The organism is Nocardioides turkmenicus, assembly GCF_011045035.1.
Taxonomy (GTDB): domain Bacteria; phylum Actinomycetota; class Actinomycetes; order Propionibacteriales; family Nocardioidaceae; genus Nocardioides; species Nocardioides turkmenicus.
Window position 1 is genome coordinate 180,920 of the sequence record NZ_JAALAA010000009.1, and the last position, 15,831, is coordinate 196,750.

Consider the following 15,831-nt stretch of genomic DNA (forward strand, 5'->3'; position numbering starts at 1 on the left):
TCTCGTCTATGTGCTGTGGATCAGTCCTGCGGGTTGAAGAACAGGCCGAGGGCGACCGCCCAGACGACGTGCCACAGGTAGACACCCAGGACGGTGCCCCACCCGAGGTTGATCGAGAAGAAGCCCGGGTCGATGCCGATGACATCCTCCGGGTGGAGGGCCGGGATCCACCAACCGCAGGAGGCGGTGGCGAGGAACATGCCCATGCCGAGCGAACGCGCGAGGTTGCTCGAGGTGGTGTGGGTCTTGCCGAGCCACGGGAAGATCACCAGGGCGTAGGCGAGCGCGAAGACCATGCCGTTGAAGTAGTGGAAGCCCATACCAGCGAACCACTGCGAGACGGCGAAGCCGGCCTCGTTGGCGGTGGCGTTCGGCGTGAGGATGACGCCGTTGAAGAACGCGAAGTCCAGCGGGCCCTCCATGATGCCGAGGCCGTAGATCCAGTAGCCGAACATCGTGGCGAGCTGGGTGGCACCGAAGCCGGCGACGAGCGCACCGATGAGACGGTTGTTGTTGACGAACTGAGGCCAGTGCGTGCCGGTGGTCTGCGCCATCACGGCCGGCTGCTGGATCGCCGGCTCCTGGTACTGCGGCTGGGCCTGAGACTGCTGCGGACGCTGGTCCCACCCGAGGGCGGAGGGCTGCTGCTGCGCCGGCGCGGCCGGGGTGCGGTAGGCACCGTTCGTCTGCATCCGTGACGCAAGCTCGTCCGCACTCGCCGCATGGGGCGGCCGATGCGGGTAGTACGACGACATGGTGGTGTTGCCTCCTGAATACCGAACGTCTTAGTCGTTCCCCCGTGCCATGCCGAGCTGCGACGTCGACACAAGCGGCTGAATACTCTCACGAGAGGACAGCAGCCCGCACGTTACCGCCAAATCGGCTTATATCCCACAGGGTCGAACGGCCCGAGCCGGGGGGTGAGATCGGGGGATCTCTGGCCCGAGACTCCTGCCGAAGCAGGACGACCACCCTCCCACGCTCGACGGCCCTCGCGCTCGCCACGGCCCGGCGTGTCACGCCGTCCCGAAACAACACCCGACTCACAAGTCACACCAACGGAAACAAGACCCTCCAGCCACACCAAACAGGGGCAAACGGCGAGCCCCTCGCACACGCCAAGGACCGTGTTGGTCTCGACACGCCTCCGCCTAGCGGCTCCGGCGGCTCGACCAGCGGATGACCGCGCACCCCCGCGCGACACACCCGGTGGGCCGGAGCCCCCATGCGACACATCACCCCGCGTAACTAAGGGGTGCGGGGATATCCCCGCCGCGGCCGGAGGCCGCCATGAAATGCAAGAGGCGACGTGGACTTTCCCTTTGGAAGTCACACGCCGCCTTCGACTCTTGCGACCCTGACGAGACTTGAACTCGCGACCTCCGCCGTGACAGGGCGGCGCGCTAACCAACTGCGCTACAGGGCCTTGTTTGTTTCCGCTCTCTGCGGCAACGGGAAAAACATAGCCCATGGGTGCGGAGGATTCACAATCGGGGACGCCTCCTACTCCTCGAAGGCCTCTTCGCCCTTCGGTTCCTCGTCGGTGAGGCCCTCCACGAGACGGTTCTTGACCATGTACGCCATGGCTCGCTCGGCCGCACGAGCCTTGCGTCGCAGGGCCTCGACACCGGGAGCCTTCTCGTCGCTGTAGGCAGCGAGCCGGGCGACCTCGCGGCCGGTCTGGCGCTGGATCTCCGACATCGCGAGCCAGACCCCTAGGTCCTGCTCGAGGCCCTCGCGCGAGCGCAGGATGGCGGCGGTGAGGAGCTGGATGACGGTGACCTCGACGTCCTCGGCGCTGGACGAGCTGGAGACGAGGGTGGCGGCGATGGTGCCGGCGCCGGTGGTGGTGATCGCGCCGGCGGTGACGAGCCCGCCGACCATCCCGCCGGGGCCGAAGGCGGAGAGCGCGCCGATGATCGCCGCTCCCCCGGCCAGCCCGGCCGGGGCGGCGAGGGCGAGCCCGATGGGGCCGGCGACCAGCACGGCGGCGCCGATGCCGATGCCGACCCAGAGCTTCCACTGGTCGACCGGGTAGACCGCCTTCGACGCCGACTGCATCGCGATGTGCAGGTTCTCGCCGAGCCCGCCACCGAGCCCCATCCAGACCGTCAGGTCGTGGAATGCCTGGCGGCGTACGTCATCGGGGACGTCGATCTCATAGGGCCGCACCGGGTTGGCGGTCGCCAGCGCCACCAGGGCGAGGACCGCTTCCTCCTTGGAGAGCTGGGTCAGCGGCTTGGGCCGGGGCAGGTCACCTGGGGCGTCCGGGGCGACGCGCAGGTCGAGGAGCTGTTGGGGGATGCGTACGTCATCGGCCTGGTAGTTCTCGATGAGGCGCTCCAGGACCTCGTGCTGGACGACGCGGAGGGCGGCGCCGAAGCGCTCCTGGGTAGCGCCCTTGAGGTGGTCGCGGAGGAACTGGGCGTAGGCGAGCCAGAGCGCGAGGCGCACCTCGAGGGAGTTGAGCGCGACGTCGGGGGTGCCCTCGACGACCGCGATCTCCTTGGAGAGGGAGCCGAACAGGCCGCGGCCGATCGCGGTGGCGACCGGCTTGGAGCGCAGGTAGGTGGTGGTGCGGTGGTCGAGGCCGAGCCCGACCTGGAGGTCGAGCGCCCACGGGAAGTGGCGCCAGATGCCGCGGAGCCCGGTCACCGCGTCGCCGTTGCTCCAGACGTTGACCCACCAGCCGACGTGGTCGACCGGGGCCTTCATCTCCAGCCGGTCGGAGTCCTCGTGGAGGTTCGGGTGGGCGGCCGGGCTCCCGATCGTCACCAGCCCGGTGACCGTCAGCTTCGGCGGGAGCCGTCGGAGCAGGTCGATCGCGATGATCGAGCCGAGGCTGTGCCCGACGATGACGATCTCCCCGTCCTCGGGAAGCTCGTCGAGGACCATGCGGAGCGTACGCGCCCGGATCCCGGGCTTGGTCACGTAGTTGTGGGCCTGGCGGAGCACCCGGAGCACGATCGGCGCCAGCGAGTCGGTGACGCCGACCGGAGACGCGGGCACGGGCTCACCGAGGATCGACTCCAGCTCCGCGGTCGCGCGCTCGACCCGCCGGCGTACGGCCCGCTGCTCCTCGGCGCTCAGCCGCAGCGCGGTGATCGGCGGGATCTTGATGGTCTTGTCGCCGTCGTCGGTGCGGAGCACGTCGGGATACTTCGGCGCGATCACCTCGACCTCGTCGAGCCCCGGATAGCCGACGTCCTGCAGCGACCTGTCCAGCGCACGGCGCCAGGCGTCGCGCGGGTCACCGTTGCCGACGCCGTGAAGGTAGAGAAGCGAGACCACCCTTGGATTCTCCCCCATGGCGGGCGGTGGACACGTCAGTCGTCGCCGTCGAGGCCCTGCTCGATGACGTAGCGGGTGAGCTCGACCCGGTTGTGCATCTGGAGCTTGCGCAGCGTGTTCTGTACGTGGTTCTGGACCGTGCGGTGGGAGAGGACCAGCCGGTCCGCGATCTGGCGATAGCTCAGTCCCTTGGCGACCAGCTTGAGGATCTCGGTCTCACGGTCGGTGAGGGTGGGCTTGTCGCCGCGTACCTCGGTGGCGGCACTCTGCTGGAACTCGCCCAGGACCAGCCCGGCGAGGCCGGGGGTGAAGACCGGTTCGCCGGCGGCGACACACTCCACAGCCTCCAGGAGCTCCTCGCGCGAGGCCGACTTGACCAGGTAGCCCGTCGCGCCGGCCTTGACCGCGGCGAGCACGTCGTTCTGCTCGCCCGAGGCGGACAGGATGAGCACTTTGGTCGACGGGTGCAGCGCGACGACCTCGGTGGTGACCTGGACGCCGTCGGGCTCGGGGATCTGCAGGTCCAGGACCACGACCCCCGGTCTGGTCGCGGCGAACCGGGTGATCGCCTCGCGGCCGGTGCTGGCGGTCGCGACGACCTCGAACCCGGCGCCGGCGAGGTCGCGCTCGACCGCGTCACGCCACATCGGGTGGTCGTCGACGACCATCACCCTCGCGGAACTGTCAGTTCCCATTCCGTTCCCGTCCCTCCCGTGATGAGTTCGGCCGTGCCCCCGAGATCGAGGATCCGGCCACGGATCGACCCGGCGATGCCGAGCCTGCCGTCCTGCTCCGCCTCCGCGACGCGACCGTCGGGGATTCCCGGGCCCTCGTCGCGCACCGAGACCTCGACATGATCGGGGAAGGCCTGCAGGAGCACCCAGGCGCGCGCATCCTCGCCGACATGGCGGCGTACGTTGTCCAGGGCCGCGCGGGTCGCCGCCACGATCTCCCCTGCCCGGTCGGCAGGCATCTCGACGGCGGTCGCCGGCCCGGAGACGGTCACGGTGCCGGTCTCGAGCTCGGTGAGGGCGGCGGCCAGATCGACCATCCCATGAGCCAGTCCGGCCGCCGGGCCGCGACCGGGCTGCTCCCCACGGATCAGGGCGCGCAGCTCCCGCTCCTGCTCCCCCGCGAGCCTGCCCAGCTCGGCGGCGTCACCGCCGAGCTCGCCGCCGCGGCGCTGGACGAGCGCGAGCACCTGGAGAACACCGTCGTGGACCGCTCGCGCGAGCCGCGCCCGCTCCTCGGCCCGCGCGGCAGCACGCTCGGCCTGGTCGCGCTCCATCGCCATCCGCTGCACCGACTCGCACATGTAACCGACCACCGGGCCCCCGATGACCAGCAAGAACGCGTTGCCGTAGATCGACTGGTCGTTCTGCTGCCGCAGCCCGAGGTCGGCCGCCGCCAGCGCGACACCGGCCAGCAGGCCACCGATCCAGCGGTAGTGGATCGCGCACGCGAGCAGCGCGCCGCTCACCCAGAACCCCGGCACGCTCGCCTGGAACGCCGGGCTCTTCACCAGCGGGGTCACGAGCAGGAGTCCGAGCGCGATCGCCAGGTCGGCGCCGACGAGCGCGGCCGTGCGGCGGCTCGGGGCTGCGTACGCCCAGACGACGAAGGCCGTCCACCCGACCATGACGAGCGCGCAGACGAGCGCGGCTGCGGGCGAGACGAAGTTACCGGCCCGGTAGATCGTCAGCCCGACGGCGTTGATCAGCACGACCACCCGCAGGACCGCGAGAGCACGGAAGAGCCGGCTCTCGACCTCGATCGCCGCCGGCGACGTCCACGCACTCACAGACCGAAGTGTGGCACCAACCCGGCGGCGTACGCCTCGGATATGAGTATCCGTGCGGATGCCGGGGTGCTGCGCGGCGACGAGACTCGGGACATGAAGAGACTGTGTACCCCCTACCGGATTCGAACCGGCGCTACCGCCGTGAAAGGGCGGGGTCCTGGGCCGCTAGACGAAGGGGGCCTGCCGGGACATCCTAGAGGCCCGCGTCCAGGGCCGCCAAAGCGAGGCCGTACGTCCGCCTGGGGGTCCCGATTCGGAACGTCGCGGTCGTTTCCGGTAATGTTTCACCTCGCTTGGGCAGGTAGCTCAGTTGGTACGAGCGATCGCCTGAAAAGTGATAGGTCGGCGGTTCGACCCCGCCCCTGCCCACAAGCACCAACCGGCTCCGACCAGCAGTTATCGGTCGGAGCCGGTCGGCATTTCGCGGCGCTGTTCCGTTGCTCTGCGTTTCCCGCACCCGCATCGGCGGAACTACGCAAGGATGGTTGGCTGTGAAGTACGCCGATCCTGGTCGCTGCCCCGACTGCCGGGAGGCCTTCGAGCCCGGCACCAGCCCGTGCCCGCACTGCGGGCTGCCGCTGGAGAACGCCGTCGCCCAAGAGCTCTACGGGACGCTGCTGCGGGCCGACGTACTCATGACCCGGCTGCGCTCGATCCGGGAGGAGGCGAGCCGCGCGGCACGTCCGACCACGCCGCCCCCGCCCGCTCCGCTGCCGGTCGCCGCACCGCCCTCGGCGCCGCCTCCGCAGATCCAGCCCGAGCCCGCCCAGCCCGAGCCGGTCATTGCTCCGCTGGCCGCGCCCGCCGCGAGCGCACCCGCCGGGCCGGCGCCGTTCCCGGGCGCGCCCGCGGCGCGGCGTGCGCCGATCACGGTGCCGCTGATCCTGGTCGGGGTCGGCGTGCTCTTCCTGCTGGTCGCGGGCGTCATCTTCCTCGCGGTCGCCTGGGCCGCGATGGGCGTCGGTGGCCGCACCACGATGCTGCTCGTCTTCACCGCGCTCTTCACGATCGGTGGCGCACTGCTGCTGCATCTCGAGCTGCGTGCCGGCACCGAAGGCGTCTGGACCCTGGCGCTGGGACTGCTCGCCCTGGACATAGCCGGGATGAAGTACGCCGGTTGGCTCGGTGGCGCCGACTGGGACCGTGGCTTCCTGGTGATCGTCGGCGTCGCCGTCTTCCTGGCCGGCACCGCGATGTCCTTGGTGGGCGCGCGCACCGAGAAGCTCACCTCGGTGATCGGGCCACAGGTGGCGGCCGCGGCCGGCGTGCTCACCGCCCTGATCGGCCTCGAGCTCATCTCCGACCTGATCTGGTTCCCGCTGGTCGCCGCAGTCATCGCGCTCGTCGTGGTGATCGTGGCGAGCAAGACCGACCTGCAGGCGCTGACGATCGGTGCCATGGTCGTGATGGCCGGCTTCTGGCTGATGCTGCTCGTACGCGGCCTGACCGACCCGGCGCTGACCGGCTCCGAGCTGCTGCGTGGCGGCACGCTGCCCCTGCTGCTCGGCGCCGCCGCGGTGCTGGCGGTCGTCGCGCTGCTGTTCCCGCTGCCCAAGGACGCCAAGGTCGCGATGGTCGGCGTCTCGCTCCTGATCGCGGCCTACACCTTCACCCAGCCCGCCCTCGACGACGGCGCGGTCACGCTGACGGTCGTGGGCATCGTGGTCACCCTGGTCGCCGCCGGCGCGCTGATGGCGATGCCGCGTCCCTGGCGCTGGTCGGCCGCCGCGCTGACTCCGTACGCCATCGCTCTCGGCCTCGCCGTGCTGGTCCTGGCGGTCTCCGCCTCGATCCGCCTCGCGGCGGTGCCCTGGACCGAGTCCGCGTTCTCCCGGGTCACCGGGCCGGAGCCGCTGCTGCCCGGTTGGCTGACCCTGCCCGCGATGGCCGCGATCATGGCCTTCGGGACCGCCTGGTTCTACCGGCTGAACCCGCCCGCGTTCCGCAGCTACCGGGAGACGGTCAGCTGGATCCTCATCGCCGGCGGCGTCACCGGGCTGGCGATCACCGCCGCCTGCTACGGCATGCCGCTGCTGGTGCCCGCCCTGCTGCTGCTCGGCGTCGCGGTCGCGCTGGCCTGGTGGGCCGAGCGGTGGCCACGGCTCCTCGCGGCCGGCATCTTCGGTCTGATCGCCCTCGCCGCGGCGCTGCCCAGCGACCTGCTCACCGTGGTGGTCGCGCTGGCACTGGCGGGCGCGGCTGCGTACGCGGGTCAGGGTCTGCTCGGCCCCGACCGCGAGGTCGCCGCCAGCTACTCGGTCGCGACCCTCACCCTCGGCCTGTGGTCGCTGGCGCCGCTGATCGACGTGGAGCGGCAGTGGGCCGCGTGCGCGATCGTCACGGTCCTCGGCCTGATCACGCTCTTCCGCTTCCGGGCCTCGGGCTGGTGGGCCGCCGCGGCCTGCGGGGCGATCTCGATCGGGATCGGCGCCGTCGACGTCACCTGGGCGGCGGTCATGCTGACCATCGCCACCGTCCTGGCTGCGGCCATCGGCCTGCACCACCGCCAGCCTCCCGCGCTGGCCGTGGCCGGCACCGTCGGGATCGGCGCGGCTTCAGCGGCCGTCCTCTCCGGCGACGTGCTGGCGCTGGCCGTGACCATCATCCTCACCGTCCTCGCCGTCATCGTCGACCGGGTGCAGTCGGGCGCGACCAAGGAGGTCGCGACGGCCTACTGGATCCTCGCCCTGACAGCCGCCGTGTGGCAGGCGGCCCGGCTGGCCGACGTGGAGCGCCCCTACACCGCGGTCGTGATCGTGGTCGCGATGGGCGCCGTCGTGCTCGTACGCCGCAGCCCCTCCACCGAGGCCGCGGCCGCGACCGGTGCCCTGGTGTCGGTCGTCCTGGGTACCTTCACCGACGGCTGGCGGCTGGACACCGACTGGCTGGCGATCCTGCTGCTGATCGCCGGCGTCATGTGCATCGCGACGATCCTGCGTCACGAGGCGCAGCAGTCGGGCCCGAGGCTCACCGTCGCGGGCCTGCTCGGCCTCGGCTCCCTCGGCGCCGCCTTCGGCAACGAGCTGCTCGCGCTGATCGTGGCGGGTGTGCTCACCGCGGCGGCGGTCGCCGTCGACCGGCTCACTCGGGAGCTGCAGACCAAGGCCGTCACCGCCCCCTACTGGGTCGTCACGCTGACCGCGTTCTGCTGGATGTTCGCCGACCTCAACGACATCGCGAAGCCGTACGCCGCGGCCGGGATCATCGTCATCCTGACCCTCGTCACGATCTTCCGCCTGCTGCCCTCGGCCGAGATCGCCGCCGCGGTGGCCGCGGTCGTCACGATCGTCGTCGGCACCGTCAGCCTCGGCCCGACGATCGTGCTGACCCCGGACGGACCGACCGCGGTCGGCGAGCGCGGCGTCGACCTCCCCTGGCTGAGCATCCTGCTGATCCTGGCCGGAGCCGCCGTCTCGGCGCACGCGATCGCCCATCACGAGCGCCGCTGGCTCGGCTGGGTCGGCGCCTCGCTGGCCACCATCGCGCTGTGGATCCGACTGGTCGACACCTCGGTCGCGACCTGGGAGTCCTACACCCTACCGCCCGCGATCGCGCTGATCGTCTTCGGTGTGGTCAAGCTGCGCCTCGACCGGGAGGTCGCCTCGCTGCCGGTCCTCGGGCCTGGCGTCTTCCTGGCGCTCATCCCGTCCGTCCCGGCAGCCCTCCAGGACCCGGTCTCGATGCGAACCGCGGTGCTCGGCATCGCGTGCCTCGCCTTCATCATCGGCGGCGCCTGGCTGCGCTGGGCGGCGCCGCTGGTCGGCGGCGCCCTGGTCGCCTCGGTCCTGGCCCTGGCGCAGATGCCGTCGGCGGAGTCTCTGCGGCAGTGGTGGGTGCTCGGCGCCGCCGGACTGCTGCTGCTCTTCCTCGGCATCACCTGGGAGGCGCGTCTCCACGATCTGCGGCGGGCGACCGCCTATGTCCGGGGGCTGCGTTAGATCAAAGGCCAGGTGCCCGGAAGACTGGAGCCGATGTTCCCCGAATTCGAGATCGTACGTCGCCAGCGCCCCATCACGATCGCGGTCGAGTCCACCAGCCCGTCCCGGCCCGCGGCCAACGCCGCGATCGAGGCGGCCTGTGCCGGCCCGGTGACACTGACCTTCACCTCGGGCGAGGATGTGCTCACCGGCGTCTTCGACGGGCGACGGGTGTCGCTGGCGGTGACGACCGGGGCGCGGCGTACGTCTCACGCGAGCCGACGCCACGGCCGGACCGGCCGCGGGGTCGAGCGGTTCGCGCTGACGCTGACGGGGACGATGCTGACCGCGCTGACCCAGGAAGGTGGCGAATGGGTGGCGAGGGCACGGGTCGACCTCTCCGAGCTCGGGATCGAGCCACGTGACGAGTCCTGGCTCGCCCGCCTCTCGACGGGCCACGAGGGTGCTGCCGAGAACGTGCGCACCGGCGCCTTCGGGCAACTCGGCCTGCGCGACATCCGGGTCGTGACGTACGCCGACGGCTCGCCGTTCCTCGACGACGACGGCAGCGTCCTGCTCACCGCCACGAGCGCCGGGCCGGGCTTCTTCCCCACCGCGCACACCTCGGTGTGGGCGCTGGACCCGGCGACGTACGACATGGTCCATCGGGGCGCGCTCTACTTCCGCCGGGACGGGCTGGTCTACGGCGACCACGCGACCCATCTCGTCCGTGACGGGGACGAGTGGCTGGTCACGACCAGCACCTGGGGCGGGTTCAAGGCGCCCGACAAGACGGATCCGAGCAAGCCCTGGAGCCCCGTCGGGGTCGCGATCGCCCGCTCGCGCGCGGACCTGACGCGTGGCGAGCACGTCCTCGACGCGGCACCGCTGGCGCTGCCCACCGACGGGGTCGCGTCGGTCGGGGTCTGGGACCCCCACCTGGTGCGCCACGACGGCGAGTGGCTGGTCGGCTACGTGAGCGCGAGGAAGTACTTCGACTTCCATCCCATGCTCGCCACCGGGCCGAGCCTGGACGCGCTCAGCCTGCGGGCAGCACGAACCGACCGGACGGCCACCGAGGGCACCACGCTTGTCCCGCTGGGCGGCACAGTCGTGGTAGGCGCCAGCGACGGACGCGACAACCCGCGTCGCGTCCGCGCTCGCTACCCGATCTTCGACCTGGACCTCAACGAGGTCGCAGAGCTCCGATCGGAGTACGTCACGAACCTTCCGTGGCCCACCCTGATCCCGCTCGGGGAGGAGTGGTTGCACGTCGCCTTCGACGGCACGCCTCACGGCGGTCGCCTACCCGGTTACGGCACTCACGGGGAGGTTGTCCTGAGCCGATCGACACGAGGTCGATCGGACTGAGGATGCTGTCGACCAAGGCGTCACCGCTTTGGTCGACCGATCCTAGTCGCGCGAGGATCCCGCGTCGTAGTCCGACCAGTCGTCATAGTCGTCCGGCTGCTGACCGGACTTCTGACTGGTGTCGTCATCACCGTGAAGTTCGCGCGCAAGGGCCCCGAAGTCCGTCTCATAGGTCCGGTACTTCAGGTCGCGTGCGACCTTCGTCTGCTTGGCTTTCGCTCGGCCGCGCCCCATAGGGTCCAGCCCCCTCGTCGCACTTGGCCGGGATAGTCCCGGGCTGTTCACAGGTTTCTCGTAAGGACAACGCTACCGGTTACTCCCAAGAATCCGCACGCCGGGGTGTCGAAAATGCGTTCGCTAGCAGCGAATGTTACCGACGTCACACGATTCCCCGCCTGATGACCGGCCCCGTGACTCGTCATCCCCCGTTCACTTCGACGACAGATTGCGGGGCCGGTCGGTTGTCTCGCCGCGCATAGCCTCCCTTCCGATTCTTGGGAGACCTGACAAAACGCGTCTTGAACGGAAATGCAGTGACCGAACTGAGCGACATCCAGACCGACACCGCCTGTCCCTCGTGCAGCAGCGACCAGGCTGCGCCCGCCGTCACGAACGGCCGCCGCACCATGCTGTCCCTCCTGCCCATGGCCGGCCACACGCGCGGCAAGCGCAGCGCCGTGACCTGTGCCCTCAAGTGCGACAGCGCGTGCGCCAAGCCCGCGCCGAACACCTCCGACAACGGCTACTTCCGTGACATCGCCGGCAAGGCGCTCAGCCGCCGCCACGCGCTCGGGCTCGCCGGTGCGGGCGCCGTCGCCCTCGCCGTCGGCGGCAGCGGTCTGGCGGCCGCCGCCAGCCCCGTCCAGGCGGGTCTCGCCGCCGGTCGCGGCTCGGCCGGACGTACGAACCTGCCGTTCAAGGCGATCACCCCGGTCGCGTCGACCGAGGACACCTTCGTGGTCCCGCAGGGCTACACGTGGGACCCGATCATCCGCTGGGGCGACCCGATCCTGCCGGGCGGCGTTCCGTTCGACGTCAACAACCAGACCGCCGAGAAGCAGGCGCTCGCCTGGGGCTACAACAACGACTACACCGACGTCATCGTGACCAACAAGGCCGGCACCAAGGCCCTGCTGTGCTGCAACCACGAGTACGTCAACGCCGGCATCATGTTCCCGCCCGGCCTCGACGCCACCGAGCAGCTCAAGATCGCGATGGCAGCCCACGGCTTCGGCATCGTCGAGCTCGAGCGCTCCGCGCCGGGCGAGAAGTGGACGTACGTCCCCTCGGCTCCGAAGAACCGCCGCATCACCGCCTCCACCCCGTTCAAGATCACGGGTCCCGCGGCCGGCAGCGACCTGCTCAAGACCGCCGCCGACCCGACCGGCACCGTGGCGCTGGGTACGATCGGCAACTGCGCCGGCGGCACCACGCCGTGGGGCACGATCCTGTCGGGCGAGGAGAACTTCAACGGCTACTTCCGCGCCACCGGCACCTCCGCAGAGGAGAAGCGCTACGGCCTGGCCGACAAGGCCTCGACCTACGGCTGGGAGGCCATCGAGCCGCGCTTCGACGCGCGCTCGGCCGACTACGCCAACGAGCCGAACCGGTTCGGCTACATCGTCGAGATCGACCCGACCGACCCGACCTCGACGCCGCGCAAGCACACCATGCTGGGCCGCCTCAAGCACGAGGGCGCGAACGTCGTCATCGCCGAGAACGGCAAGGTCGTGGCCTACACCGGCGACGACGAGCGCTTCGACTATCTCTACAAGTTCGTCTCCAAGCGGACGTACGACCCCAACAACCGGGCGAAGAACCTCGATCTGCTGACCGAGGGCAGCCTCTACGTCGCCCGCTTCCACGGCGACTCCCCCGCCGCCGAGATCGACGGCACCGGCACGCTGCCGAGCGACGGCAAGTTCGACGGCTACGGCCAGTGGATCCCGCTCGTCGTCAACGGCCGCAGCAAGGTCGCCGGGATGAGCGTCGAGGAGGTCCTGGTCTACACGCGCCTCGCCGCCGACAAGGCCGGCGCCACCAAGATGGACCGCTGCGAGGACGTCCAGCCCTCGCCGAAGACCGGCAAGGTGTACGTCGCGTGCACCAACAACTCCCAGCGCGGCACCACCGGCAAGGCCGCCGCCGACGAGGCCAACCCGCGCAACACCAACCGCGACGGCCACGTCATCGAGATCACCGAGGACGACGGCGACCACACCTCGCGCGTCTTCCGCTGGAACCTCGTGATCGTCGCCGGTGACCCGGCGGTGAACGGGTCGACCTACTTCGCGGGCTACCCGCAGGACAAGGTCTCCCCGGTCTCCTGCCCGGACAACCTGGCCTTCGACTCCGAGGGCAACCTGTGGATCTCCACCGACGGTGCGCCGAGCTCGATCCAGAAGAACGACGGTCTCTTCAAGGTTCCGCTGGAGGGCCCCGAGCGCGGCCACGTCCAGCAGTTCCTCTCGGTGCCGCGCGACGCCGAGACCTGTGGTCCGGTCATCCACGACCGTGACGGCTCCGTCTTCGTCGCCGTCCAGCACCCGGGCGAGGAGGGGACCTGGGAGGCTCCGAACTCGCGCTTCCCCGACTACGTCGAGGGCACCGCCGGTGAGGGCGAGTTCGCCGGTCCGCGGCCGTCGGTCGTGCAGGTGCGTAAGGCCTGATCGGCTGAACGGGATACCCGGTTAACCGGTGAAACCTGCACTTCTCAGGTGTTGCAATGCCAGAGAAGTGCAGGAATACCCGGTTAACCGGGTATTCCTACGAGCTCACCAGCCCGCGTACGCCCCGGTGAGCTCGACCTTGCCGCCCGGGGTCGCGGTGACCTCACCGGCGGCCCAGGCGCGGATGTCGTAGCCGGCGAGGATGCGGACGGCCTCGTCGACGTCCTCGGGGGCGATCAGGGCGACCATGCCGACGCCGCAGTTGAGGGTCATCTCCAGGTCCTCCAGGGCGATGGAGCCGGTGCGGCGGACGAGGTCGAAGACCGGGGCGGGGGTCCAGGTGGTGCGGTCGATGCGCGCGGAGAGCTCCGCGGGCATGACCCGCTCCAGGTTGGCCGCGAGGCCGCCGCCGGTGACGTGAGACATGGCGTGGGTGCGGGTGCCGCGGGCCAGGTCCAGGCAGGCCTTGGCGTAGACGCGGGTCGGGGTGAGGAGCTCCTCCCCGAGCGTACGGCCGAACTCGGCGACCTGCTGGTCGAGCGTGTAGGCGCCGGAGTTGAGCAGCACGTGGCGGACCAGGGAGTAGCCGTTGGAGTGCAGACCGGAGGCCTCCATGGCGAGGACGACGTCGCCCGCCTCGACCCGGTCGGCACCGAGCAGCTTGTCGGCCTCGACGACCCCGGTGGCCGCGCCGGCCACGTCGTACTCGTCGGCGGCCAGCAGGCCCGGGTGCTCGGCGGTCTCGCCGCCGACCAGCGCGCAGCCGGCCTCGACGCAGGCCTCCGCGATGCCCTTGACGATCGCCGCGACCCGCTCCGGGACGACCTTGCCGGTGGCGATGTAGTCGGTCATGAACAGCGGCTCGGCGCCGCAGACGACCAGGTCGTCGACGACCATGCCGACCAGGTCGAACCCGATCGTGTCGTGCTTGTCGATCGCCTGCGCGATCGCGACCTTGGTGCCGACACCGTCGGTGGAGGTGGCCAGCAGCGGCCGCTCGTACGCCTTCAGGGCCGAGGCGTCGAAGAGACCGGCGAAGCCGCCGACCCCGCCGAGCACCTCGGGGCGCCGGGACTTCTCGATCCAGACCTTCATCAGATCCACGGCGCGGTCACCGGCGTGGATGTCGACACCTGCTGCGGCGTACGCGTTGGTCGGCTCGGTCTGGCTCACTGATGGATCTCCGATCACGGGTTGTTCAGGACCGGCAGGGCCTTGCCCGCGGTCGGGGACTGCAGCGACACCTCGAGGAGGTGCTTGCCGAGCATGCTCTGGTCGGGCAGCTCCACGGGGTACTCACCGGTGAAGCAGGCGGTGCACAGCGACGAGCGCTCCTGACGGGTCGCCGAGATCATCCCGTCGAGCGAGATGTAGCCCAGCGAGTCGGCACCGACGGAGGCGGCGATCTCCTCGACGGAGAGGCCGTTGGCGATCAGCTCGGCGCGGGTGGCGAAGTCGATGCCGTAGAAGCAGGGCCACTTGACGGGCGGCGACGAGATCCGCACGTGCACCTCGAGCGCACCGGCCTCGCGCAGCATCCGGACCTGGGCGCGCTGGGTGTTGCCGCGCACGATCGAGTCGTCGACGACGACGACCTTCTTGCCGCGCACCATGTGCTCGAGCACGTTGAGCTTGAGCCGGATGCCGAGCTGGCGCAGGGTCTGCGACGGCTGGATGAACGTACGTCCCACATAGCCGTTCTTCACGAACGCCTGCCCGAACGGCAGACCGCTCTCGAGGGCGTAGCCGGTGGCTGCCGGGATGCCGGACTCGGGCACGGGGATGACCAGGTCGGCGTCGACCGGGTACTCGCGAGCCAGCTCGCGGCCCATCTCGACGCGGGACTCGTGGACGTTGCGGCCGGCGATGTTGGCGTCGGGGCGGGCCAGGTAGACGTACTCGAAGACGCAGCCCTTGCGGTCGGCCTCGGCGAAGCGCACCGAGCGCAGGCCGGACTCGTCGATGATGATCATCTCGCCGGGCTCGACCTCGCGCACCACGCTCGCGCCGACGGTGGCCAGGGCGGCGTCCTCGGAGGCGATCACCCAGCCGCGGTCGAGACGCCCGAGCACCAGCGGGCGGATTCCCTGCGGGTCACGCGCGGCGAACAGGGTGTCCTCGTTCATCCACACCAGCGAGAAGGCGCCGCGGATGGTCGGCAGCACCTCCAGCGCACGCGCCTCCAGCGAGGAGTCGGGGTGGAAGGCGAGCAGCTCGGTGAGCAGCGAGGTGTCGTTGGTGGACACCGGGGCGTGGCGTCCCTCGGAGTGCTCGGGCAGCGCCTCCACGGCCGTACGCATCTCGGCGACGTTGATCAGGTTGCCGTTGTGGCCCAGCGCGACGGAGCCGTCCGGGGTCGGCTTGAAGATCGGCTGCGCGTTCTCCCACACCGAGGCGCCGGTGGTGGAGTAACGTGCGTGGCCGATGGCGACGTGGCCCTTGAGCGACTCGAGGGTCGGCTCGTCGAAGACCTGGCTGACCAGGCCCATGTCCTTGTAGACCAGGATCTGGCGTCCGTTGCTGACGGCGATGCCGGCCGACTCCTGGCCACGGTGCTGCAGCGCGTACAGGCCGAAGTACGTCAGCTTCGCGACGTCCTCGCCCGGCGCCCACACACCGAAGACTCCGCAGTGGTCCTGGGGACCCTGGTCGTGGGGGTCGAGAGCGGCGGTGAGCCGGCCGTCGCCACCCTTGCGTCGGGACACGTGCCTACCTGAGCTGGTGAGGTTGACCACGGCATCGAGTGTAAGGCCGCACTCTGGCGATCCACGAACCCTTGACC

Annotated in this window: 10 protein-coding genes and 3 tRNA genes; 4 read left to right on the top strand and 9 right to left on the bottom strand. The window is 70.4% G+C overall.

From position 1 onward, the window contains the following. Positions 1–20: 20 nt before the first annotated feature. The 6 genes from G5C66_RS12790 to G5C66_RS12815 form a co-directional block, all read right to left on the bottom strand. The gene (locus tag G5C66_RS12790; protein WP_165111345.1) at positions 21–692 is read right to left on the bottom strand and encodes a hypothetical protein; all 672 of its coding nucleotides are present in this window, start codon (positions 690–692) and stop codon (positions 21–23) included. A gap of 660 nt (positions 693–1,352) precedes the next feature. After that, a tRNA-Asp gene (locus G5C66_RS12795) sits at positions 1,353–1,426 on the bottom strand. A 77-nt stretch (positions 1,427–1,503) separates the two neighbouring features. Further along, a complete protein-coding gene (locus tag G5C66_RS12800; protein ID WP_165111346.1) occupies positions 1,504–3,291 on the bottom strand; it encodes a lipase family protein in 1,788 nt (595 codons plus the stop codon). Positions 3,292–3,326: 35 nt separating this feature from the next. Continuing rightward, complete coding sequence (locus G5C66_RS12805) at positions 3,327–3,986, bottom strand: response regulator (RefSeq protein WP_165111347.1); 660 nt, start codon at positions 3,984–3,986, stop codon at positions 3,327–3,329. Further along, positions 3,959–5,092: a MacS family sensor histidine kinase gene (gene macS, locus G5C66_RS12810; protein WP_338144159.1), complete on the bottom strand. Its 1,134-nt coding sequence runs from the start codon at positions 5,090–5,092 to the stop codon at positions 3,959–3,961. Before macS ends, G5C66_RS12805 begins: the two co-directional genes overlap by 28 nt. 107 nt (positions 5,093–5,199) lie before the next feature. Then, positions 5,200–5,272, bottom strand: a tRNA-Glu gene (locus G5C66_RS12815). Between the two features lie 115 nt (positions 5,273–5,387). Here G5C66_RS12815 and G5C66_RS12820 point away from each other — a divergent pair. The 3 genes from G5C66_RS12820 to G5C66_RS12830 all read left to right on the top strand — a co-directional run bounded on the left by G5C66_RS12820 (position 5,388) and on the right by G5C66_RS12830 (position 10,380). Then, positions 5,388–5,461, top strand: a tRNA-Phe gene (locus G5C66_RS12820). 122 nt (positions 5,462–5,583) lie between these two features. Beyond that, complete coding sequence (locus G5C66_RS12825; RefSeq protein WP_165111348.1) at positions 5,584–9,030, top strand: SCO7613 C-terminal domain-containing membrane protein; 3,447 nt, start codon at positions 5,584–5,586, stop codon at positions 9,028–9,030. 33 nt (positions 9,031–9,063) lie between these two features. Next, on the top strand, positions 9,064–10,380 hold the full coding sequence (locus G5C66_RS12830) for a glycoside hydrolase family protein (protein ID WP_165111349.1): 1,317 nt from the start codon (positions 9,064–9,066) through the stop codon (positions 10,378–10,380). 42 nt (positions 10,381–10,422) lie between these two features. On the opposite strand, the gene G5C66_RS12835 is transcribed toward G5C66_RS12830, so the two are convergent. Next, positions 10,423–10,614, bottom strand: a complete 192-nt coding sequence (locus G5C66_RS12835) for a DUF3073 family protein (protein WP_165111350.1) — start codon at positions 10,612–10,614, stop codon at positions 10,423–10,425. 299 nt (positions 10,615–10,913) lie between these two features. Here G5C66_RS12835 and G5C66_RS12840 point away from each other — a divergent pair, with 299 nt between their 5' ends. Further along, positions 10,914–13,049 (top strand): PhoX family protein, encoded by a 2,136-nt coding sequence (locus G5C66_RS12840; protein WP_338144160.1) that lies wholly within the window; start codon positions 10,914–10,916, stop codon positions 13,047–13,049. A gap of 105 nt (positions 13,050–13,154) precedes the next feature. On the opposite strand, the gene purM is transcribed toward G5C66_RS12840, so the two are convergent. Together purM and purF are read right to left on the bottom strand one after the other, a co-directional pair. Continuing rightward, a complete protein-coding gene (purM, locus tag G5C66_RS12845; RefSeq protein ID WP_338144161.1) occupies positions 13,155–14,222 on the bottom strand; it encodes a phosphoribosylformylglycinamidine cyclo-ligase in 1,068 nt (355 codons plus the stop codon). Positions 14,223–14,236: 14 nt separating this feature from the next. Beyond that, on the bottom strand, positions 14,237–15,754 hold the full coding sequence (gene purF / locus G5C66_RS12850) for an amidophosphoribosyltransferase (protein WP_165111352.1): 1,518 nt from the start codon (positions 15,752–15,754) through the stop codon (positions 14,237–14,239). Positions 15,755–15,831: the final 77 nt, after the last annotated feature.

Bases quoted from the DNA above. Each gene is read 5' to 3' on its own strand.
- G5C66_RS12805 (WP_165111347.1), bottom strand. From the start codon at position 3,986: ATGGGAACTGACAGTTCCGCGAGGGTGATGGTCGTCGACGACCACCCG.
- G5C66_RS12835 (WP_165111350.1), bottom strand. From the start codon at position 10,614: ATGGGGCGCGGCCGAGCGAAAGCCAAGCAGACGAAGGTCGCACGCGAC.
- G5C66_RS12790 (WP_165111345.1), bottom strand. From the start codon at position 692: ATGCAGACGAACGGTGCCTACCGCACCCCGGCCGCGCCGGCGCAGCAG.
- G5C66_RS12830 (WP_165111349.1), top strand. From the start codon at position 9,064: ATGTTCCCCGAATTCGAGATCGTACGTCGCCAGCGCCCCATCACGATC.